Annotated in this window: 19 protein-coding genes and 1 riboswitch; of the genes, 9 read left to right on the forward strand and 10 right to left on the reverse strand. The window is 70.2% G+C overall.

Annotation, left to right across the window (positions count from 1 at the left end):
* Positions 1–513: 513 nt before the first annotated feature.
* The 3 genes from ACFO60_RS30270 to ACFO60_RS30280 all read right to left on the reverse strand — a co-directional run bounded on the left by ACFO60_RS30270 (position 514) and on the right by ACFO60_RS30280 (position 3,091).
* Positions 514–759: a hypothetical protein gene (locus ACFO60_RS30270; RefSeq protein WP_380846952.1), complete on the reverse strand. Its 246-nt coding sequence runs from the start codon at positions 757–759 to the stop codon at positions 514–516.
* A gap of 361 nt (positions 760–1,120) precedes the next feature.
* Entirely contained in the window at positions 1,121–2,599 is a 1,479-nt protein-coding gene (locus tag ACFO60_RS30275; RefSeq protein ID WP_380846955.1) for a phage major capsid protein, read from the reverse strand.
* 249 nt (positions 2,600–2,848) lie between these two features.
* On the reverse strand, positions 2,849–3,091 hold the full coding sequence (locus ACFO60_RS30280) for a GntR family transcriptional regulator (protein ID WP_380846958.1): 243 nt from the start codon (positions 3,089–3,091) through the stop codon (positions 2,849–2,851).
* A gap of 94 nt (positions 3,092–3,185) precedes the next feature.
* Between ACFO60_RS30280 and ACFO60_RS30285 the strand changes: the two genes are divergently transcribed.
* Positions 3,186–3,482, forward strand: a complete 297-nt coding sequence (locus tag ACFO60_RS30285) for a hypothetical protein (RefSeq protein ID WP_380846961.1) — start codon at positions 3,186–3,188, stop codon at positions 3,480–3,482.
* 80 nt (positions 3,483–3,562) lie between these two features.
* Here ACFO60_RS30285 and ACFO60_RS30290 read toward each other — a convergent pair whose 3' ends face one another.
* Positions 3,563–3,796, reverse strand: a complete 234-nt coding sequence (locus ACFO60_RS30290) for a hypothetical protein (RefSeq protein ID WP_380846963.1) — start codon at positions 3,794–3,796, stop codon at positions 3,563–3,565.
* 30 nt (positions 3,797–3,826) lie between these two features.
* A riboswitch (cyclic di-AMP (ydaO/yuaA leader) is annotated at positions 3,827–3,984 on the reverse strand.
* Positions 3,985–4,186: 202 nt separating this feature from the next.
* Between ACFO60_RS30290 and ACFO60_RS30295 the strand changes: the two genes are divergently transcribed.
* The 8 genes from ACFO60_RS30295 to ACFO60_RS30330 all read left to right on the forward strand — a co-directional run bounded on the left by ACFO60_RS30295 (position 4,187) and on the right by ACFO60_RS30330 (position 12,741).
* Entirely contained in the window at positions 4,187–6,187 is a 2,001-nt protein-coding gene (locus tag ACFO60_RS30295) for a PspC domain-containing protein (RefSeq protein ID WP_380846966.1), read from the forward strand.
* The gene (locus tag ACFO60_RS30300) at positions 6,174–6,353 is read left to right on the forward strand and encodes a hypothetical protein (RefSeq protein WP_380846969.1); all 180 of its coding nucleotides are present in this window, start codon (positions 6,174–6,176) and stop codon (positions 6,351–6,353) included. The genes ACFO60_RS30295 and ACFO60_RS30300 overlap by 14 nt, the downstream gene beginning before the upstream one ends.
* A 375-nt stretch (positions 6,354–6,728) precedes the next feature.
* Positions 6,729–7,172, forward strand: a complete 444-nt coding sequence (locus ACFO60_RS30305; protein WP_380846972.1) for a VOC family protein — start codon at positions 6,729–6,731, stop codon at positions 7,170–7,172.
* Complete coding sequence (locus ACFO60_RS30310; RefSeq protein WP_380846975.1) at positions 7,173–8,147, forward strand: pyridoxamine 5'-phosphate oxidase family protein; 975 nt, start codon at positions 7,173–7,175, stop codon at positions 8,145–8,147.
* On the forward strand, positions 8,144–8,596 hold the full coding sequence (locus ACFO60_RS30315; protein WP_380846978.1) for a nuclear transport factor 2 family protein: 453 nt from the start codon (positions 8,144–8,146) through the stop codon (positions 8,594–8,596). The genes ACFO60_RS30310 and ACFO60_RS30315 overlap by 4 nt, the downstream gene beginning before the upstream one ends.
* Before the next feature lie 262 nt (positions 8,597–8,858).
* Positions 8,859–9,347 carry a (2Fe-2S)-binding protein gene (locus tag ACFO60_RS30320; RefSeq protein ID WP_380846981.1) on the forward strand — a complete coding sequence of 163 codons (489 nt, stop codon included), beginning with the start codon at positions 8,859–8,861 and terminating at the stop codon, positions 9,345–9,347.
* Between the two features lie 50 nt (positions 9,348–9,397).
* Positions 9,398–11,749, forward strand: a complete 2,352-nt coding sequence (locus ACFO60_RS30325; RefSeq protein WP_380847238.1) for a xanthine dehydrogenase family protein molybdopterin-binding subunit — start codon at positions 9,398–9,400, stop codon at positions 11,747–11,749.
* A complete protein-coding gene (locus ACFO60_RS30330) occupies positions 11,746–12,741 on the forward strand; it encodes an FAD binding domain-containing protein (protein ID WP_380846984.1) in 996 nt (331 codons plus the stop codon). Before ACFO60_RS30325 ends, ACFO60_RS30330 begins: the two co-directional genes overlap by 4 nt.
* Positions 12,742–12,901: 160 nt before the next feature.
* On the opposite strand, the gene ACFO60_RS30335 is transcribed toward ACFO60_RS30330, so the two are convergent.
* The 6 genes from ACFO60_RS30335 to ACFO60_RS30360 all read right to left on the reverse strand — a co-directional run bounded on the left by ACFO60_RS30335 (position 12,902) and on the right by ACFO60_RS30360 (position 18,302).
* Entirely contained in the window at positions 12,902–13,456 is a 555-nt protein-coding gene (locus ACFO60_RS30335) for an RBBP9/YdeN family alpha/beta hydrolase (protein WP_380846991.1), read from the reverse strand.
* Between the two features lie 3 nt (positions 13,457–13,459).
* Entirely contained in the window at positions 13,460–15,178 is a 1,719-nt protein-coding gene (cmlS, locus tag ACFO60_RS30340) for a chloramphenicol-biosynthetic FADH2-dependent halogenase CmlS (RefSeq protein ID WP_380846994.1), read from the reverse strand.
* Positions 15,179–15,186: 8 nt separating this feature from the next.
* Positions 15,187–15,831 carry an LbetaH domain-containing protein gene (locus ACFO60_RS30345; RefSeq protein WP_380846997.1) on the reverse strand — a complete coding sequence of 215 codons (645 nt, stop codon included), beginning with the start codon at positions 15,829–15,831 and terminating at the stop codon, positions 15,187–15,189.
* Positions 15,828–17,189: a long-chain fatty acid--CoA ligase gene (locus ACFO60_RS30350; RefSeq protein ID WP_380847000.1), complete on the reverse strand. Its 1,362-nt coding sequence runs from the start codon at positions 17,187–17,189 to the stop codon at positions 15,828–15,830. Before ACFO60_RS30350 ends, ACFO60_RS30345 begins: the two co-directional genes overlap by 4 nt.
* Positions 17,190–17,876 carry an SDR family NAD(P)-dependent oxidoreductase gene (locus tag ACFO60_RS30355; protein ID WP_380847003.1) on the reverse strand — a complete coding sequence of 229 codons (687 nt, stop codon included), beginning with the start codon at positions 17,874–17,876 and terminating at the stop codon, positions 17,190–17,192.
* A 75-nt stretch (positions 17,877–17,951) separates the two neighbouring features.
* Positions 17,952–18,302 carry a hypothetical protein gene (locus ACFO60_RS30360; protein ID WP_380847006.1) on the reverse strand — a complete coding sequence of 117 codons (351 nt, stop codon included), beginning with the start codon at positions 18,300–18,302 and terminating at the stop codon, positions 17,952–17,954.
* Positions 18,303–18,379 lie beyond the last annotated feature (77 nt).

The following is an 18,379-nucleotide window of genomic DNA, read 5'->3' on the forward strand; positions in this document are numbered from 1 at the left end:
CACGACCGTCGGTGGCGGGTAGCAACGGCTCGATCCGCTGCCAGGCCTTATCGGTCAGCTCACCACGTCTCACCACGAGGGATCATCTAACCCCAACCACCGTGATCATTTATCAGACATGCTCTAGGACCTAAGACCAATGTCACCAAGCCGTCCGGGGCTGTCCTCGGAGGCCCAATAGGGTCGGTGTGCAGCACCTGGAGTGGTTACCAGGTCTTGGGGTCACGTGACCTTGTGCTGTCGCCCTGTGCCGTCGTCCTGGTACCCAGTACAGCACAGGCTGCTGAGCGGCAAAAGATACTGCGCAGGCCTTGACACCCGGGCAAGCTCCCGTGACGAGATCGGCTTGTCGTGCCCGTTGCGGAGGACCGGTGGCATGGGTCTTGGCTTCGTACGGATCACGGGAAGTTGCGGCCGGCAAACGTGTCGTGATCCCCCCGGGGTCCGAAAAGAAAGAAGAAGAGTGCGGGGTCTGGCTTCCGGTCGGCGGAGACCCGTGCGCACCCCCTCCCCCTACTCCTCTGGGTCGCTGAGCGCTGCGACAGCCGTGTCCCAGTCGGGCGGCACTTCGGCTCCGTAGATGAACTGCATGAGCCGGAAGGCGCGTTCCTGCTCGACCCGCTGGAGCGCCTTCGCAAGCTCCGCCATGACCTCGCCGAACGGGGTGTCACGGGATGACGTCAGGGACCACCGCGCGGCCATTCGCCGCACCTGCGCCAGCTCGCCGTCCGTCAGGCCGTCCACGTCGACAAGCGCCATGCTCGACGCAGGCGGGAGCTTGGGTGCCGTGTTCCTACCGAACTGGATCAAGGCCGCGCGCTCTGCCGCTCGCTGCTGGGCTCGCTCGTGCTCGGACATGGGTGCGTCCGGGTCTTCGTGCCACATGGGAACGCCTCTGGGCTGCTGCCGGGGCCTGCGGGCGGGATTCTGCGATGGCGGGGTTTTCATGGTGTCTCCAGGCTTGGCTGGTGGCTTGGAGTGGGAGCAGGGTGGGGGCCAAGCCATCACCCACCCTGCTCCTTATAGAGGCACCCCCGTCTGATCGAGGTCCCCTCCTCAGGGGGGCACCACCCCCTGGCTGAATGGGGGACCCCTGTCCGCATCGGGATCCCCCACGTCCTTAGGCGGTGGTCGGCACGTCCAGCATCCGGAACGCGTTCGGCACGACGACGTTGCCACCGGTCCGGAACCACATGTACAGACCCCGCTGGCCGGTGGGTCGCCGGTTCGGACCCGTCACCATCGGCACCGGCTCGATCGTGGTCCCGATGCGGTCGGCGATCACGTAGTTGTTGAAGTCGCCGTAGATCATCACGAAGTTGCTCGCGGTCACGGCCGGGTTGATCGACCCGTCCATGTTGCTGTTCTCGTTCATCGCCCGACCCAGCAGGTTGCCGTTCGCCAGCTCGGGGAACTTGAGCGACCCGTTGCTGGTCTCGAACTGGCGGAGCTGGTTGATGATCGGCAGGGCCGCCATCCACTGCGCCCTCGGCGCGAACCTGGGCGGCAGCGCCTCCTGGAGCAGGAATGGGTGAGCGGAGGTCAGGGCCTCGCCAGTCGCGTTGATCTCTGCGACCGTGCCAGCCAGCGCTGTCACGATTCCGGTCGGCTGATTGATCCCGGTGCCGACGACGTAGGCCGTCGCGCGGAGCTGGTCCGCCGCGTCCACGAGCAGCCCGCCTAGCTCCTGGACCAGGTTGACCGCGTCCATCCCGACCTCGAAGGAGTACTGCACGTAGGCGTCGCCCTTGTGGACCGGGACGGACACCTGACCCACGGTCGGCGAGGCGTCGGTGGTCTCCTCCTCCTCGGGCCTCCAGCTCGCCGTGACGCCAGCGCTGGTCACCCCGTGCCACACGTCGCTGTTGGTCTGCACCACTCGGGCCAGCCGCCGCATCGGATCGACGCTGCCCCCGGACGTCAGCAGGATCGCCGGGTCCAGGTGGAAGGGCACCATGTAGCCGCCCTCGGCACCGGTCAGGCTCATGGACCGCATCTCGCCGCGCAGCTTCTCGACGGCCTTGAACGCGGCGCGCTCCTCCTCGTCCCACATCATGTGACCGCGCAGCGGGTCAGCGACGAGGTGAGCGAACGCCCGCTCGTACGCCGGGCTGCCCGTGGTCGTGATCCACCTCTCGGTGAGCCCCTGGTGCGTCTTCGCGCCCTGCCGGAGCAGGGCCTCGGCCTTCTCCTGGGCCTCGGCGGGGATCGCCGCCCGCTCGATGGTCCGCAACGCCTGGTCGCGCTGGGTGCCGCTGTTCGGCTCTTGGTTCGGAAGGACATACGCGCCGTGCTCGGTCTTGAGGTTGCCGCCGCCGCTGGCCGCGCTGCGGATGTGCTCCAGCTTGGCACGGATGTGGTCGCGCTCGGCTCCCACCACATCGCGCTGGAGCGCCTCCAGGGCCGACAGCTCGGCATCCTGGACGTTGGAACGTCGGTCGTAGCCGCGCAGCAGGCCGACACGACCGGAGATGTGGGCGCTCAGCCGCTCCCGCTCGGTCGAACTCATCGCCTGGAGTCGGCGGGAGACGTCGGAGACGCCATCGGACCGGGCGGAGGTGCCGAGCAGATCGTTGACGACCAGTTCAAGCTCATTCATTGGGGGATTCCCTTGTTCGGCGTGACAGGCGTGTCCACGCAACGGGCGGTTGCCTCGCGCCGCAGGACAACGGGACGACACACGACGGCAGTTGCCTGGCCCGTGAGCCGGAGTCATCGCCGAACCGGGCAGTTGCCCGACCATCCAGCGGGGTTGCGGATGCAGGGTGGGGAGTGAACACCCGGCGCTGCGCGCCGCTACCACTACCAGGGAATCAGCCCGCTAAATCGGGCCACAAGTCAGCGCAGGTCAGGCGTCTTCCGGCTCGGGTCCGACGAACGAGCCGATCTGCGGAACGGTGTAGATCAGACCCTCGTCGCGCAGCCAAGCGACGACCTTGCGAGCTGTGCCACGGGCAATGCCGAACTCCTGCACGATGGCGGTCTCGGACGGCAGCGGCACGCCACGCTTGTACTCGCCCGATTCGATCCGCTTGCGCAGGATATTCGCGACCTGCCGCCATTTCGGCTGGTCAGCCCGTAGTTCCGTCACAGCTCAACCGTAAACGTGCAGGTCAGAGCATCCTCATTCGACTACGAGCATGAACGAGCTTGAACGAGTATGTACAAGCGCCTACGCTGGGAGAATGCAGAAGCCGGTGACCCCCCAGGTCAAGATCGAGATCGAGGGCCAGACCCTCACCGTGGTTGAGTACCTCTACCCGCTCGCCTACCTGGCTCGGGTGTTCAAGGTCGGCTCCAACGACGTCCAGGATGCGTACCTGACGATCGACGTCGACGACGCCTACGACTGGCTCGGCGAGAACGTCGGCGAGGGCTTCTACGGCGACATCGCGGTCTATGACATCTCCTACGCGCGGACCCGCAAGCCCTGGCTGGTCAAGACACTGCCCGGCACCCGCAGGGCCGCGCCGCCCGGATAGCCACGGGAAGCCCTCGGGTGGGTCTCGGGCAGCACGAGAGCCCCGGCGGATACTCGGTGCCCCGCCGGGGCGTCTGTGCGTCACGAGCTGCTCTTGGGCCGCTTCTCCGGCAAGGCCGGACTAGCGCTTCCTTCGAGAACCGTCTTCGACCACTTCGTGAACTTCTCGATCAGGTCGAGGATGAACTTCCGACCGTCGCCCGTGAAGGGCAAGATCAGCCACACTGGGAAGCTGAGCACGACGATCACGAGCAGAATCACTGCATAGAGGGCGAACACGGCGACCCTCTGCGTACGAAACCACAGCACAAGCATCCGAATCCAGATAGTCAGCTCAGTCGCAATCCACTGAAGGACCTGCGCTTATCGGGTTAGCTGACGGATTCGGGCTAGGAAGTCGCCCTACGGCACCAGCGGCGCCGATTCACCCCTTGCCCCCGTAGGGGTCGATTGGTTCCCCGACTCCGTGCCCCCTATGGGCACAGACTCAGCAGTTCCGCGCCCTATCCGGCGCGGAGGTAGCAACCCGTAGTGTACCGAATGGGACGGGAGTGCGCGGGGTTTCGCCGGTCTAGACGGCCAGCGCGAACGGCACCCGCGCTACAACACCCCGAGTCGACTCCTGACTCCTGCCCTGAGTGGTCGGGGACGAGTCAGGGGTCTCCCGGATGGCAGGCGGCGCCGCGCGCGGCCACGATGGAACCTATGAACGACGCACGCGGTCCCGGCGCGACGATGGAGCCAGGTAGCTTCGCACCTGTGAACGAAGAGCGCGTGCTCATGCGCAGCGACGAGGGCCGCATGCTCACGGGCGTGTGCGCCGGGCTCGGCCGGTACACGGGGATGGACCCCGTGATCTTCCGCGTGGGGTTCGCCGCGCTGGTCATCGGCTCCGGCATCGGCATCATGCTGTACGTCGCGGCGTTCCTGCTGATGAGGAACAAGAACGGCGGGCCCGGATACGTCGAGCAGTGGAGCCGCAGGGTCTTCGACACCGAGACCGTGATGGCGCTGCTCGCGGCGATCTTCGCGCTCGGCCTGATCATCAACCTGGCGGCCGACGGCATCAGCACCGCGACCGTCGTGGTGGGCACGCTGCTCGCCATCACGCTGCTCGCGGCGCACGCCCGCGGCGTCGACCTGCCGGCGCTGGCGCGGAGCCTGCCCGAGCGGGCCAGAGGCAGGCGCGGCACCCGGCCGGCGCCCGACAACTGGCTCGGCCACCCGTTCGGCGGCGCCCAGCCCTACCCCTCACAGCCCTTCCCCTCACAGCCCTTCCCCTCACAGCCGTACCCCTCGCAGCCCTACCCCTCGTACTCGGACGCCGCGCCCGGCGCCCCCTTCACCGGGACTCCCGCCGCGTCCGCGCCGCCCGCCGGAGCCGCGTTCTCCGGCGCTCCCGCCGCCGCGCCGCCCACGACCGCCGCCCCGTTCCCTGACACGGCCGCCGCCCCGTTCCCCGAGGCGACCGCCGCCTCCGCGCGCCCGGCCGCTCCGTCCGCCGGAGCCCCGCAGGCGGGTAGGCCCTCGGACGCGGCGCGCACCGAGACGCTCTCCTTCGACGCGCCCGCCGACGTGACCCGCGTGCAGGCGCCTCCGGCGGACGCCCCCGCCGGCGCTCCGGGCGGCCAGGCTCCGCCCTCGGACGCCGTGCCCTCGGACGCCGTGCCCTCGGACGCAGTGCCCCCGTCCGCCGTGCCCCCGGCCGCCGCCGCGGCGTCCGCGCAGCCGGCCGCGGGCCTGCGGTCCGAGACGGGGGCGGCCCCGGCCTCCGGCTCCGCCACGGAGTCCCCGTACCGGCGCCTCGCCGACCTGGCGGAGGAGGCCCTCGCGGCCTCCAGGCGCGCCGGCCGCGCCCCCAGCGGGCCCGGCGTGGCCGCCGGCCACGGCTCCACCCCCTACGAGCCGGCGGCCACCCCCGCCGGCAGCCCCCGCTACGGGGACGGACGGCTCACGGGCGGCGGGTTCGACTCATCGGGCGAGCCGTTCGCGCCGCGCGGCCCCTACCGTCCGTACGACTCCAGCCGGCAGTACGAGCCGCCCGCCTGGGTCTACGGCCGGCCTCCGCGCACCGCCACGGCGAGGCGCGACCGGCCGAAGTCCTTCATCGGCGGGATCACGGTGTTCCTCGCCCTCATGGTCGGAGGGATCATGGTCGCCGCGCAGTCGTCCTCCAGCACGCTCAACCCGCCGGTGATCGGCGGGGCGATGCTCATCACGATCGGCGCGGGGCTGCTCATCGCGACCTGGTTCGGCCGGGGCGCGGGCCTGGTGGCCACCGGGACGATCGTCTCCCTTCTCCTGGTGGCGGGAACGACGATGAACGGAATTCCGAAGAAGATCGGCACCTACACCTGGGAGCCGCTGGACAGCGCGCAGGCGGTGCGGACCTACTCGGTGGGCATCGGCGACGGCACGCTCGACCTGCGGAGCACCAAGTTCGTCCCGGGCTCGCTCACCCGGTTCGACGCCTCGGTGTCGGTGGGCGAGCTCAAGGTCATCGTGCCGCGCACGGCGCGTGTGAAGGTCTTCGGCTACGCCCGGCTCGGCGACGTCACGATCGAGCACGTGGTGCAGGGCGGCGCCGACGTTCACCACGACAAGGTGCTCGAACCGGACGTCAAGCCCTCAGGGGCCGTGCCGGTCATCGAACTGCACGTCAAAGCCGGCATCGGAGATGTGGAGGTCAGCCGTGCGGCGGCATAGGACCGACTGGCTGTCGTTGCTCGCCGGGCTGCTGTTCATCGGCATCGGCGTCCGCTTCGTGACCGCCCCCATGCCCGACATGATGGTGATGGCGCCGATCCTGATCTTCGGCCTGGGCCTGGCCGGCTTCGTCGGCATCATCACCAAGGCCGTCCGCAAGCGCTGAGCGGCGGCACGCCCCCTCGTCCGGTCGCGGATCTCCCGCCCTCGCCCTCGACGGGCGGGGGCTTCGTCGCGCCACTTCCCTCACCGCCGGTCACCCTCATCGTTCGGCGGCCCCGTCACCGCCGGTCTCTCACCTCCCGGCGCCGCCCCTTCAGGGCCGGGTTCCTCACCTCCCGGCGCCGCCCCCTTCAGGCCGGGCGCCGTCCACCCCTCGCCTGCCGGTGCGTCCCGCGTCCAGCGCTTCGAGCGGGCGGACATCCGCGGATCTCCTAACGGTTGAATCGATGTTTCCCGTTAGGTAGGCTGCGACGTGGCCTCTAACGGATATCTCCGTTTTATCCGTTGGCCACGATTCGCGAGTGAAAGGCGGAGGGGCATGACCTTCCAGATCGGGCATGTGGGGCTCAACGTGACCGACCTTGAGCGCAGCAAGCGGTTCTACCTGCGCATCCTCGGGTTCGACGTGCTCAGGGAGTCCACCGAGGGCGACCGGCGGTACGCGTCGCTGGGCCATGACGGCCGGCCGGCGCTGACGCTCTGGCAGCAGAGCGAGGGCCGCTTCCCCACGGCCTCACCGGGGCTTCACCACCTGGCCTTCCAGGTGCCCGACATGGACGCGGTGCGGCAGGCGGAGGCCACGCTCAAGGAGATCGGCGTGCGGTTCGCCTACGACGGGCCGGTGGCCCACGGCACGGGCAGGAGCTCCGGCGGGGTGTTCTTCGAGGACCCCGACGGCATCCGCGTGGAGATCTCCTCCCTCACCGGCGCCGAGGACCTCACCGCCCCCGTGCCGGACGCTCCGACCTGCGGGTTCTTCTAAATGGAACACCCCGGCGAGCTGTTCCTCCAGCGTCAGGCCGGCGTCCCCAGGCCGATGGGCTCGGCACGGGCGCAGGCCGGGATTCCCGCCGTGGCCGCCGCCTTCCTGCGCGCCCAGCGCATGCTCGTGATCGCCACCCCGGACGACCGCGGGCGGGTGTGGGCGAGCGCGCTCACCGGGCCCGAGGGCTTCGCCGTCGCCCTGGACGATCGGCACGTCGCGATCGACGCCCTGCCCACCGGCCCCCTGGCGGAGCTGTTCGGCGAGGAGGAGGGGGAGGACGAGGCCGGACGCGATATCGGGATCATCGCCATCGACCTCGCCACGCGCCGCCGCATGCGCGTGAACGGCCGGGCCCGGCGCGAGGGAGACCGGCTGCTCGTCCGCACCGAGCAGGTGTACTCCAACTGCCCGAAGTACATCCAGCGGCGCGAGCCCGCGTCCGGCCTCGCCTCGCCGTCCACGCCGTCCACCCAGGCCGCGCCGTCCACCCAGGCCGCGCCGTCCACGCCCGCCGGGCCGGCCGCTCAGGCCGGGCCGTCCCGTCACCTCGGCGGCGGACGGGCGCTCACGCCCGAACAGCGCCGCCGGATCGGCGAGGCGGACACCTTCTTCATCGCCACCCACGTGGACGGCCTCGGCGCCGACGCCTCGCACCGGGGCGGCGCCCCGGGGTTCGTCCGCGTGCTGGACGAGCGGCGGCTGGCGTGGCCCGAGTACCCCGGCAACCTCATGTTCATGACGCTCGGCAACCTGCGGCTCAACCCTGCCTGCGGCCTGCTGTTCCCCGACTGGGAGAGTGGAAATGGACTGCGCCTCACCGGCCGCGCCGCGGTCGATGGCGGCGAGGTCGTCTTCGAGGCGGAGGAGATCGTGGAGATGGCCGGCGAGGTGCCCGCGCCGTGGCGGCTCGTCGAACCCTCCCCGTTCAACCCTCCGCTCCACGGCGGGCACGAGGAAGGATCCTTCCGATGAGACCTCCCACACCACCGTTCGACGAGGAGAGCGCGCGGATCAAGGTCCAGGGCGCGGAGGACGCCTGGAACACCTGTGACCCGCGAAAGGTCGCCCTCGCGTACTCGGAGGACTCGGTCTGGCGCAACCGATCGGAGTTCGTGACCGGACGCGAGGCGATCGTCGGGTTCCTCACCCGCAAGTGGGAAAGGGAACTGGACTACGCGCTGCGCAAGGAGCTGTGGTCGTTCACCGCCGACCGCATCGCCGTGCGCTTCCAGTACGAGTGCCACGACGCCGACGGGCGGTGGTGGCGCAGCTACGGCAACGAGTTGTGGGAGTTCGACGCGGAGGGCCTGATGCGCCGCCGCGAGGCCAGCATCAACGACCTGGCGATCACCGAGGGCGAGCGCCGCATCTTCGGTCCCCGGCCGAAGGAGGAGTACGGCCGCCCGTTCCCCCTGGCCTGAGGGTCGCGCCGGCAGAGGGGGCGAGCAAGCGAGCGGTGTTCTGCCGCCGCGGGGGGTTGACCGGCAAGTTCAGGGGCGTACGTTCGCATTTGTCGGTTCTCACTCCATCCACTTCCCTCACCGTTAGTGCGCTCGCCACCTCCCCGCAGGGGGGCGCCTCCGGCCCTCCGCCGGGGACGGCACCTCCAGCGAGGCCGAATTGAGGTTCGCACTGGTAGCGCACGGCAATAGATCAACTGGCCAGCGCGCGCTTGGAGGACCAATGACCCGTATCAGCGTCACCGTCGACGGCGTCACATACGAGGAGGAGGTCGAGCCTCGCCTGCTCCTGGTCCACCTCCTGCGCGACCGGCTGGGAAAGACCGGCACACCGATCGGCTGCGACACCGGCAACTGCGGCGCCTGCACGGTCATGCTCGACGGCAGGAGCGTGAAGAGCTGCTCGGTGCTCGCCGTGCAGGCCGAGGGGTGCGACGTCCTCACCGTCGAGGGGTTGTCGGAGGGCGAGCGCTGGCACCCCATGCAGCGGGCCTTCCACGAGGAGCACGCCCTCCAGTGCGGTTACTGCACCCCCGGCATGATCATGGCCGCCCTCGACCTGCTGAAGGACGACCCCGACCCCTCCGACGAGGCGATCCGCCACGGCCTCGAGGGCAACCTGTGCCGCTGCACCGGCTACTGCAACATCGTCCGCGCCGTGCGGCGGGGCGCGCAGAGCATGAGCGCCCCGGAAGCGGTGAGCGGCAGATGACCGAGGAGATCGACGCCGGATTCGTCGCCCGGCAGATCGCCGAGAGCGACATGCTCAGCGAGCCCGCCCCCGGCAGGCACGAGGTCGGCGCCGCCCGCAGGCGCAAGGAGGACGCGCGGCTGGTCACCGGGCGCACCCAGTGGACCGACAACATCCAGCTCCCCGGCATGCTGCACGTGGCGTTCCTGCGCAGCCCGATGGCGCACGCGCGCATCACCGGCGTGGACGTCTCGGCGGCGCGGAACATGCCGGGAGTGGTCGCCGCCTTCAGCGGGCGCGACTTCGCCGGCGAGCAGGGCAGCCTGCCGTGCGCCTGGCCCGTCACCGAGGACATCGTCATCCCCGACCACCCGCCGATGGCCGTCACGGAGGTGCGGTACGCCGGCGAGGCCGTGGCCTGCGTCGTCGCCACCGACCGGTACAAGGCGAACGACGCGCTCGAGGCCATCGAGATCGACTACGAGCCGCTGCCCCCCGTCCTGGACATGACCGAGGCCCTCAAGGGTGACAGCCCGAAGGTCCACGAGGCCGGCAACCGCGCGTACACCTGGAAGTACGCCGAGGGCGACATCGACGCGGCGTTCCGCGACGCGCCCGTGGTGATCGAGCGGACCTACGTCCAGCAGCGGCTCATCCCGGCCGCCATGGAGCCCCGGGCCGTCGTCGCCCAGAGCGACGGCGACCACTTCACCCTGCACTCGGCCACGCAGATCCCGCACATCCTGCGCATCATGCTGGCGCAGGTGACGGGCATCCCCGAGCACAAGCTGCGCGTGGTCGCCCCCGACGTGGGCGGCGGGTTCGGCTCCAAGCTGCAGGTCACCGCCGAGGAGGTGCTGGCGCTCCTGCTCACCAGGCGCCTCGGCAAGCCCGTCAAGTGGACCGAGTCGCGCTCCGAGGGCAACCTGACCGTGCACCACGGCCGCGACCAGCTCCAGCGCCTCGCGCTGGCCGCCGACGCCGACGGCCGCGTCCGGGGCCTGAAGGTCGACCTGCTCGCCGACATGGGCGCGTACCTGATGCTGGTCACGCCGGGCATCCCGATCCTGGGCGCGTTCATGTTCAACGGCATCTACAAGATGGACGCCTACGACTTCACCTGCACCGGCGTGTTCACCACCAAGATGCCGACCGACGCCTACCGCGGCGCGGGCAGGCCCGAGGCGACGTTCGCCATCGAGCGGCTCATGGACGAGCTGGCCGCCGAGCTGTCCCTCGACCCTGTCGAGGTGCGGCGGCGCAACTGGATCGCCCACGAGGAGTTCCCCTACACGACGATCGCCGGCCTCACCTACGACTCCGGCAACTACGAGGCGGCCACCGACAGGGCGCTCGCCCTGTTCGGCTACGACAAGCTGCGCGCCGAGCAGGCCGACCGGCGCGACCGCGGCGACCCGGTGCAGCTCGGCATCGGCGTCTCCACCTTCACCGAGATGTGCGGCCTGGCGCCGAGCCGCGTTCTCGGCTCCCTCAGCTACGGCGCGGGCGGATGGGAGCACGCCTCCGTGCGCATGCTGCCGACCGGCAAGGTGGAGGTCATCACGGGCGTCAGCCCGCACGGGCAGGGGCACGAGACGGCCTGGAGCCAGATCGTCGCCGACGCCCTCGGCGTGCCCTTCGACGACGTCTCGGTGCTGCACGGGGACACGGCGATCTCCCACAAGGGCATGGACACCTACGGCTCGCGCTCGCTGGCCGTCGGCGGCATCGCCGTCGTGCGGGCGTGCGACAAGGTCAAGGAGAAGGCCAGGCACATCGCCGCCCACATGCTCGAGGCCTCCGCCGACGACGTCGAGTTCGACGGCGGGACGTTCAAGGTGCGCGGCACCGAGTCGGGCAAGACGATCCAGGAGGTGGCGCTGGCGGCGTTCGCCGCCCACGACCTGCCCGACGGCGTCGAGCCCACCCTCGACTCCGACGCGACCTTCGACCCGGAGAACTTCTCCTTCCCGCACGGGACGCACCTGTGCGCGATGGAGGTCGACATCGAGACCGGCGCCACGAAGATCCGGTCCTACGTCGCCGTCGACGACGTGGGCAAGGTCGTCAACCCGATGATCGTCGAGGGGCAGGTCCACGGCGGCCTGGCCCAGGGCATCGCGCAGGCGCTGTTCGAGGAGGCCGTCTACGACACCGAGGGCAACCTGCTCACGACCACGTTCGCGGACTACCTGCTGCCGTCGGCGGCCGACCTGCCCGACTTCGTCACCGAGCGGACCGAGACGCCGGCCACGACGAACCCGCTCGGCGTCAAGGGCGTCGGCGAGGCCGGGACGATCGCCTCGACACCGGCCGTGGTCAACGCCATCGTCGACGCGCTCCGGCCGTACGGCGTCGTCGACGTGCCGATGCCGTGCACCCCCGAACGGGTATGGCGAGCGGTACAGGAAGGCACCTCATGATCCCCGCGCCCTTCGACTACATCCGCCCGTCGTCGCTCGGCGACGCCGTCTCGGCGCTCGCGGACGCCGGCGAGGACGCCAAGGTCCTGTCGGGAGGGCAGTCGCTGCTGCCGCTGCTGCGGCTGCGGCTGGCCTACCCGAGCGTGCTCGTCGACGTCGGCCGCCTCGCCGAGCTGCACGGCGTCCGCGACGAGGACGGCCACGTGCTGATCGGCGCCGCCACGACCCACGACGAGGTGGTCCGCTCGCCGATCGTGAACGCCGAATGCCCCCTGCTGGCGCTCGCGGCGGCCACCGTGGCCGACCCCGCCGTGCGGCACCGCGGCACGTTCGGCGGCTCCCTCGCCCACGGGGACCCGGCCGGCGACCTGCCCGCCGTGGCGCTGGCCCTCGACATGGAGTTCCTGGTCCGGTCGGCGTCGGGCGAGCGGGTGGTGGCGGCCCGCGACTTCTTCCTCGACTACCTGGAGACGGCCCTCGAACCGGGCGACATCCTGACCGCGGTCCGGGTGCCCAAGCTGGGCGCGGGGTGGGGCTTCCACTACGAGAAGTTCCACCGCACCGCCCAGTCGTGGGCCATCGTCGGCGTCGCGGCGGCCGTACGGGTCTCCGGCGGCACGGACGGCGAGCCCCGCCGCGTCGAGGAGGCCAGGGTGGGCCTGACCAACATGGGCCCCACCCCCGTACGCGCCACCCAGGTGGAGTCGGCGGTCCGGGGCGTCGAGCTGAACGGCTCGTCCGCCCCGTACGGCTCCGCGGCGAACGGCACCGCGGCCGCGAACGGCTCAGGACTGGCCCCCGGCGGTCCCGCGGCCGCCAACGGCTCCGGCCGGCACGGCGCCCACCTGCCCGGCGCCCTCCGCGAGGCCGCCTCGGCGGCGGCCGACGACACCTCTCCCCCGACCGACCTCCACGCCACCCCCGACTACCGCAGGCACCTGGCCGGGGTCCTCACCTACCGCGCCCTGTACGCGGCGGCGTCGGCCGTCTGACCCGTGACCGCGAGCGCCGCGTCCGCCACCCGGCCGGACGCGGCGCTCCGCCGCGGGTCAGGCGGCGCGAGGGTCTCGCCCTGGCGCTCCACGCTCCTCTGCCGGCGGATGTTCCTGCGCGCGCCAGATCGGTCGATCTCGCGCGCGGGCGGGAACGCGGTCAGCCGGTGAACGACCGGGTGAGCAGGGCCCAGCCCTCGGGCCAGTCGCCGAGGCCCGAGTCCGCGTTGATGTGCCCCCTGCGCCCGATGGTCACCAGGTCCGCGCCGATGATCCCGGCGACGTCGGCGGCGTGCTCCACCGAGCCGTAGGGGTCGTCCTCGCTGGCGACCACGACCGTCTTGAACGGCAGCCGCCGATGCTTCGGGGCGTCGAAACCCACGGCCTGCGCGGGGAAGCCGGGCCCGTGCACATCCGGCACGGCGACCAGGAGGGCGCCGGCCACCTCCTCGTTCTTGTGCTCCGCGGCCCACTCCGTCACCAGCGTGCAGCCGAGGCTGTGCGCGACGAGGACCTTGGGGCCCTCGGTCGCGCGCAGGGCCTCGTCGAGCTCGCGCACCCACACGTCGCGGACCGGGGCGTCCCAGGAGGTGTGCTCCACCCAGACGCCGCCCGGCACCCGGGCGTGCCACATGGCCTGCCAGTGGCCGGGGCCCGAGTTGTCGATGCCGGCGAGGAACACCAGAGCAGGGCCGGGGCCGTGCGTGACCTCCATGGCTCAGACCTCGTACTCGACGCCGACGCCGTCGAAGCGCAGGCGGTCCTGGACGACGACCCGGTCGTCGTTCTTGTCGTAGCCGGACAGCAGGCCCGCCTCCATCAGCCGGATGACGATCTGCGAGCTCAACTCCCCGAGGCCGGAGTCGTGCAGCTGCTTGATCAGCGTCTTGTAGCTCACCGTCTCCTTGAGGACGCGTCGGAAGATCTCGCGCTGCTCCTCCTCCACCGGGAACTTGATCATGTCGGCGCCGTCCTCGTTGGCCAGCACCTGCTTGCGCTCAAGCCGGAAGCTCAGCGGCTCGACCTTGTAGTAGGGCGTGAGCCGCACCTCGTCACCGGTCCACTTCAGCCGCGTGATGCGGTTCAGCTGCTTGGTGAGACCGCTGATCCAGCGCACCCGGGCGAAGTTGAGCTCGCTCTCGGAGAACTCGTCGCTCAGCTCCTTGCGCTGGTGCCGGCCGATGGCGATCATCGTCGAGGCCCGGTCGCGGAAGTCCGCCACCGACGTCGTCGGGTTCTCGGGGTCGTCCTGGACCAGCCGGTCGAACCACCGCAGGCGGTTGAGCCGGGCGTCGTCGGACTCGCTGATCCGGCGCTTGCGCCAGAACTCCGACTCGGGCTCGGTGAAGGAGGCGAAGGTGTAGAACGAGGCGAGGAACTCGTGGTACTGCTCGTAGGTCTCGCGGTAACTGCGGTTGTACCAGGCGTGGACCTCCTCGCGCTCGTCCTCGTGCCGGGTGATCCGGTCGATCGCGGACGCCGCGCTGACCGCCGACTGCGTGGCCAGGTGGACGCCCTGCGAGAACAGCGGGTCGGTGAAGCAGGCGGCGTCGCCGCACAGGAAGTAGGCGCCGCCGGAGAAATGCTCGGAGTCGTAGGACCAGTCGTGGACGATGCGCACCTCGTCGATCATCTCCGCGTCCCCGAGGATGGCCGTGGCCCGGACGGCCTGGGCCAGGGTCTCGCGGTAGAAGCGCTCCGGGCCGAGCTCCTTGACCTCGCTCGCCTTGGAGCGGTCTACCACCAGGCCGACGCTGTAGATGTCGCCCTTGAGGGGGATCATCCAGACCCAGCCGTCCTGGAAGGTGATCGAGAAGGTGGTGCCCTTGAGGTCGCCCTCGAACGGCTCCTTGCACCTGAAGTAGGACCACACCGCGAAGTTCTTGTAGAACTCGTCGTAGCGGCGGACCTTGAGCTGCCGCGCCAGCGGGCTGCCCGCGCCGCCGGCGTCGATGACGAAGTCGCACTCGACCACGCGGGAGGCGTCGCCGTCCCGCACCGTCAGCGTGGCGCGGCCGGGGTCGGCGATGTCCACGTCGGTCACGGGAGTGCCCTCGAAGACGGAGATCCCGCGCTCGCGGACCTCGTCGAGCAGGAGGGCGTCGAACTCCTCGCGCTTGACCTGGATGGCGTGGTCGAAGACCCACGGGGCCGTCTTGGGAGTGGCGAAGGAGAAGGTCCAAGGCGCCTGGTCCTGGCCCCACAGGAAGGTCGCCGACGGCTTCTCCACGAAGCCCGCCGCGTCGATCTTCTTCTGCAGGCCCAGCCGGTTGAGGATCGACAGCGTTCCGGGCAGGAACGACTCGCCGATGCGGTATCGGGGGAAGTGGCCCTTCTCGTAGACCTCGACCTCGTGGCCGAGCTTGTGCAGGCTCAGGGCGGCCACGCAGCCGGCGGGACCGGCGCCGATCACGGTGACCTTCGCTCGCTTCATCATTGCCTTCCTCAGGACGTCTTGATCGACTTGATGCGGCTGGGAACGAGGTGGGAGTGGCCGCTCGCCGCGTTCTCGAACAGGGTGATGCCGGCCTGGAACCTGCTGCCGCTGCCCGCGTCCACTCCTGGGGCGACGGTGCAGCTCAGGCCGAAGAAGTTGTCATCGCCGATCTCGACGCCGCTTCCGCAGTGGAAGTTCGGCGCGAAGAAGTTGTTCGAGCCGATGCGCGAGTGGTGACCCACGGAGCAGTGGTAATGGATGATGTTGAAGCCGCCCAGGACGGCGTCCGCGCCGATGTAGCAGTCCGGCCCGATGATGTTGCCGGCGCCGGCGATCTGCGCGGGGTCGACCCGGGCGGCCGGATGCACGACGTTGACCGCGTCGAGCCCGTGATCGGCGATGAGACCGTCGATCAGCGGGCGCCGCCGGGCCGGGTCGGCGAGGGCGAGCACGACGCGGGCGCCCGGCTCGGGCGCGAACTCCTCCAGCGCCGTGCAACGCTCGGCGGGCGCGTACACCGGCTCCCCGGCCACGGCCAGGTAGCGCTCCACGCGGTGGTCGTCGTGGCCGGCCGCCACGAGGTCGTCGAGGTAGCGGGTGACCTCGACCGCGAACGTCCCCGCTCCGATCACGACGAGACCGGCGTCCGTCATGGCAGTGCCCTCTTCTTCTTGAACCGCTCGGAGACGGTGACCGAGTCGATCAGGTTGACCTTGGTGGGCATCTTGAACGCGTCGACCTTGCCGGTCAGGAAGTCGGCCACGTGCCTGCGCAGCTCCGCCCGGGTCATCTCGCCGCGCGGCCTGACGTCCGCGCACACCGACTGCCCGGTGATGGCGTTGGGCCTGCCGTAGACCACGCAGTCGTCGATGAGCGGGCTGCCGAGCAGGATCGACTCCAGTTCCAGCGGCAGCACCTTCTCGCCGCCGACGTTGATGACCTCCGTGGCACGGCCCTTGACGGTCATGAAGCCGTCCGCGTTCTGCTCGACGAGGTCGCCGGTGCGGAACCAGCCGTCCTCGGTGAGCGCGTCGCTCGGGTAGTTGAGGTAGCCGAGGAACTGGGTCCGGCTCTTGAGCTGGAGTTCGCCCTCCACGACGCGGTACTGGACGTTCGCGTCGTCGATCCGGAAGTAGGTGCTGCGCGAGGACTCGCTGGTGGTGGTCGAGATGCCGGTCTCGCTGGTGCCGAACGTCTGCAGCAGCCTGACGCCGGGGAAGGCGGCGTTGACCCGGGCCAGCAGTTCCTGCGGCATCGGCTCGGTTCCGTAGGTGATCAGGCGCAGGCTGCTCAGGTCGTACTCGCGGTGGTAGCCGCCGATCAGGATCAGGTTCAGGAACGTCGGGCTGGTGGGCAGCAGCCTGATGCGGTGCTTCTCGATGAGCGCGCAGATCTCGTCCGGGGTGCGGCGCCGGGGGACGATCGCGGCCCCGCCCATGCGCAGGGCGCCGAGCAGCGAGTTGAGCCCGCCGATGTGGTCGAAGAGCAGGAACATCAGGATGTTGGCGGGGCGGCCCGCCGCCCGCGCCCGGGTGCCGAGCTTCTCCGCCACGATCGCGTCGAGGTCGTGCAGGATCGCCTTGGGCTCGCCGGTGCTGCCACTGCTCAGGAGGACCAGGCCGGACGCGCCGGTCGCGACGAGAGCGTCGTAGGCGCCGGCGGCGACCGGCGCCGAGGGGATCGCCTCGATCTCCACGTCCGCGCCCACCCGCATCAGGTGCCGCGGCGCGCAGGATCTCGTGACCGTGGCGAGCACCGCCTCGCTGAGGGTCACCACCGGCACCAGGATGTTCCGGTTGAGGTAGAGCGCCAGCAGAGCCGCGATCGACGGGAAGGAGAAGTCACCGTTGAGCACCACGACGTCGTGGGGCCGCACCCGGTGCTCCGCGAGGACCGTTCCGAGCCGGCGCGTCTCCTCCGACAGGTCCCGGTAGCTGTACGCCGCGTCCGCGTCGACGACCGCGGTGCGGTCACCGAGTTCGTCGAACCTCGCGAGAATCGCGTCCCGCATTCAGTGAACACCCCCAAGAAAGAGCGTCTCCCCGGTGACGAACGAGGACTCCGGAGAGATCAGGAACTCGACCGGCCCGGTGATGTCGGACATCGTGCACATGCGTTTCAGGGTCTGCCGCCCGATGAGGTCGTCGATCTTCTCCCGGGGCACGGTGCGGGTGAGGACGGTGTGCACCGGCGGCAGGCCGATGCCGTTCACCCGGATGCCGAGGTCGGCGACCTCCTTGCTCATCACCCTCGTGAGCTGCTCGACCGCGCTCTTGCTGGCCGAGTAGACCAGTTGCCCCGCCAGCGCCCAGGGCACGGCGACCGAGGAGACGTTCAGGATGGCCGGGGAGCCGCTGCTCTTCTGGAGCAGCTTGGCGCTCTCCCGGCAGCAGTTGAGCACCGCGAAGAAGTTGACGTCGAAGATCTTCCGGGCGACCTCTTCCGGGGTCATCATGAAGTGGTTCATGTTCGCGACCCCGGCGTTGTTGACGACCGCGTCGAGGTAGCCGTGCTCGGCCCGGACGGCCCGGCACATCGCCTTGATCCCTTTGCCGTCGGTGAGGTCCACCTCGTGGTGACGGTAGCCGGGATGCTCGATGGCGGACGGCCTGCGGCTGCACCCCACCACCTGGTGACCGCGGTCGAGGAAGTGCTCGGCCAGGGCCCTGCCGATACCGGTGCGCGTGCCGGTGATCATGATGATCATGATGCGGTGCGGCCCGCCCCGTCCATCCGGCCCATCCGGTCCGTCCGGTTCGTCGCGATCATCGGCTCAGCCGCCCAGCCGCACCGGCTCGGCGTCCGCGCCCGGCGCGTCGCCGATATCGCTCCCGGCCAGCCGCATCTCCTCCTCGATGAAGTCGACGAGCCGCTTGACGCTGCTGAACGGGCTCATCCGGCGGGAGACGGCCTTCTCGGAGGTCAGCGAGATCTCGACGTCGTACTCGTCCTCCAGTTCCTCCTCCACCCGCGCCAGGAAGTTGACCAGGTGCATGGAGTCGAACACGCCCTCGTCGCCGTAGAGCACCACGCCGGGCAGGTTCTCGGTCGGGATCTTCTCGCTCCTGCGCTCGTTGAGCTCCTCGACGACGCCCGTGATCAACGCGAACAGTTGGTCTTGCATGACGGTGGCCTTTCGTTGTCGGCTGGACGATCGGGCTTCCTGCGGCCGGTTCCGGCTTCGCCCCGTGGCGGGTCCGG

Source organism: Sphaerisporangium dianthi (assembly GCF_042654065.1).
Classification (GTDB): Bacteria; Actinomycetota; Actinomycetes; order Streptosporangiales; family Streptosporangiaceae; genus Sphaerisporangium; species Sphaerisporangium dianthi.

What these genes read in the sequence shown, in the direction of transcription:
- ACFO60_RS30270 (WP_380846952.1), bottom strand. Translation starts at nt 759, where the DNA reads ATGGCGCTTGTCGACGTGGACGGCCTGACGGACGGCGAGCTGGCGCAG.
- ACFO60_RS30275 (WP_380846955.1), bottom strand. Translation starts at nt 2,599, where the DNA reads ATGAATGAGCTTGAACTGGTCGTCAACGATCTGCTCGGCACCTCCGCC.
- ACFO60_RS30285 (WP_380846961.1), top strand. Translation starts at nt 3,186, where the DNA reads ATGCAGAAGCCGGTGACCCCCCAGGTCAAGATCGAGATCGAGGGCCAG.
- ACFO60_RS30290 (WP_380846963.1), bottom strand. Translation starts at nt 3,796, where the DNA reads ATGCTTGTGCTGTGGTTTCGTACGCAGAGGGTCGCCGTGTTCGCCCTC.
- ACFO60_RS30295 (WP_380846966.1), top strand. Translation starts at nt 4,187, where the DNA reads ATGAACGACGCACGCGGTCCCGGCGCGACGATGGAGCCAGGTAGCTTC.
- ACFO60_RS30305 (WP_380846972.1), top strand. Translation starts at nt 6,729, where the DNA reads ATGACCTTCCAGATCGGGCATGTGGGGCTCAACGTGACCGACCTTGAG.
- ACFO60_RS30310 (WP_380846975.1), top strand. Translation starts at nt 7,173, where the DNA reads ATGGAACACCCCGGCGAGCTGTTCCTCCAGCGTCAGGCCGGCGTCCCC.
- ACFO60_RS30315 (WP_380846978.1), top strand. Translation starts at nt 8,144, where the DNA reads ATGAGACCTCCCACACCACCGTTCGACGAGGAGAGCGCGCGGATCAAG.
- ACFO60_RS30320 (WP_380846981.1), top strand. Translation starts at nt 8,859, where the DNA reads ATGACCCGTATCAGCGTCACCGTCGACGGCGTCACATACGAGGAGGAG.
- ACFO60_RS30325 (WP_380847238.1), top strand. Translation starts at nt 9,398, where the DNA reads ATGCTCAGCGAGCCCGCCCCCGGCAGGCACGAGGTCGGCGCCGCCCGC.
- ACFO60_RS30330 (WP_380846984.1), top strand. Translation starts at nt 11,746, where the DNA reads ATGATCCCCGCGCCCTTCGACTACATCCGCCCGTCGTCGCTCGGCGAC.
- ACFO60_RS30335 (WP_380846991.1), bottom strand. Translation starts at nt 13,456, where the DNA reads ATGGAGGTCACGCACGGCCCCGGCCCTGCTCTGGTGTTCCTCGCCGGC.
- cmlS (WP_380846994.1), bottom strand. Translation starts at nt 15,178, where the DNA reads ATGATGAAGCGAGCGAAGGTCACCGTGATCGGCGCCGGTCCCGCCGGC.
- ACFO60_RS30345 (WP_380846997.1), bottom strand. Translation starts at nt 15,831, where the DNA reads ATGACGGACGCCGGTCTCGTCGTGATCGGAGCGGGGACGTTCGCGGTC.
- ACFO60_RS30350 (WP_380847000.1), bottom strand. Translation starts at nt 17,189, where the DNA reads ATGCGGGACGCGATTCTCGCGAGGTTCGACGAACTCGGTGACCGCACC.
- ACFO60_RS30355 (WP_380847003.1), bottom strand. Translation starts at nt 17,876, where the DNA reads ATGATCACCGGCACGCGCACCGGTATCGGCAGGGCCCTGGCCGAGCAC.
- ACFO60_RS30360 (WP_380847006.1), bottom strand. Translation starts at nt 18,302, where the DNA reads ATGCAAGACCAACTGTTCGCGTTGATCACGGGCGTCGTCGAGGAGCTC.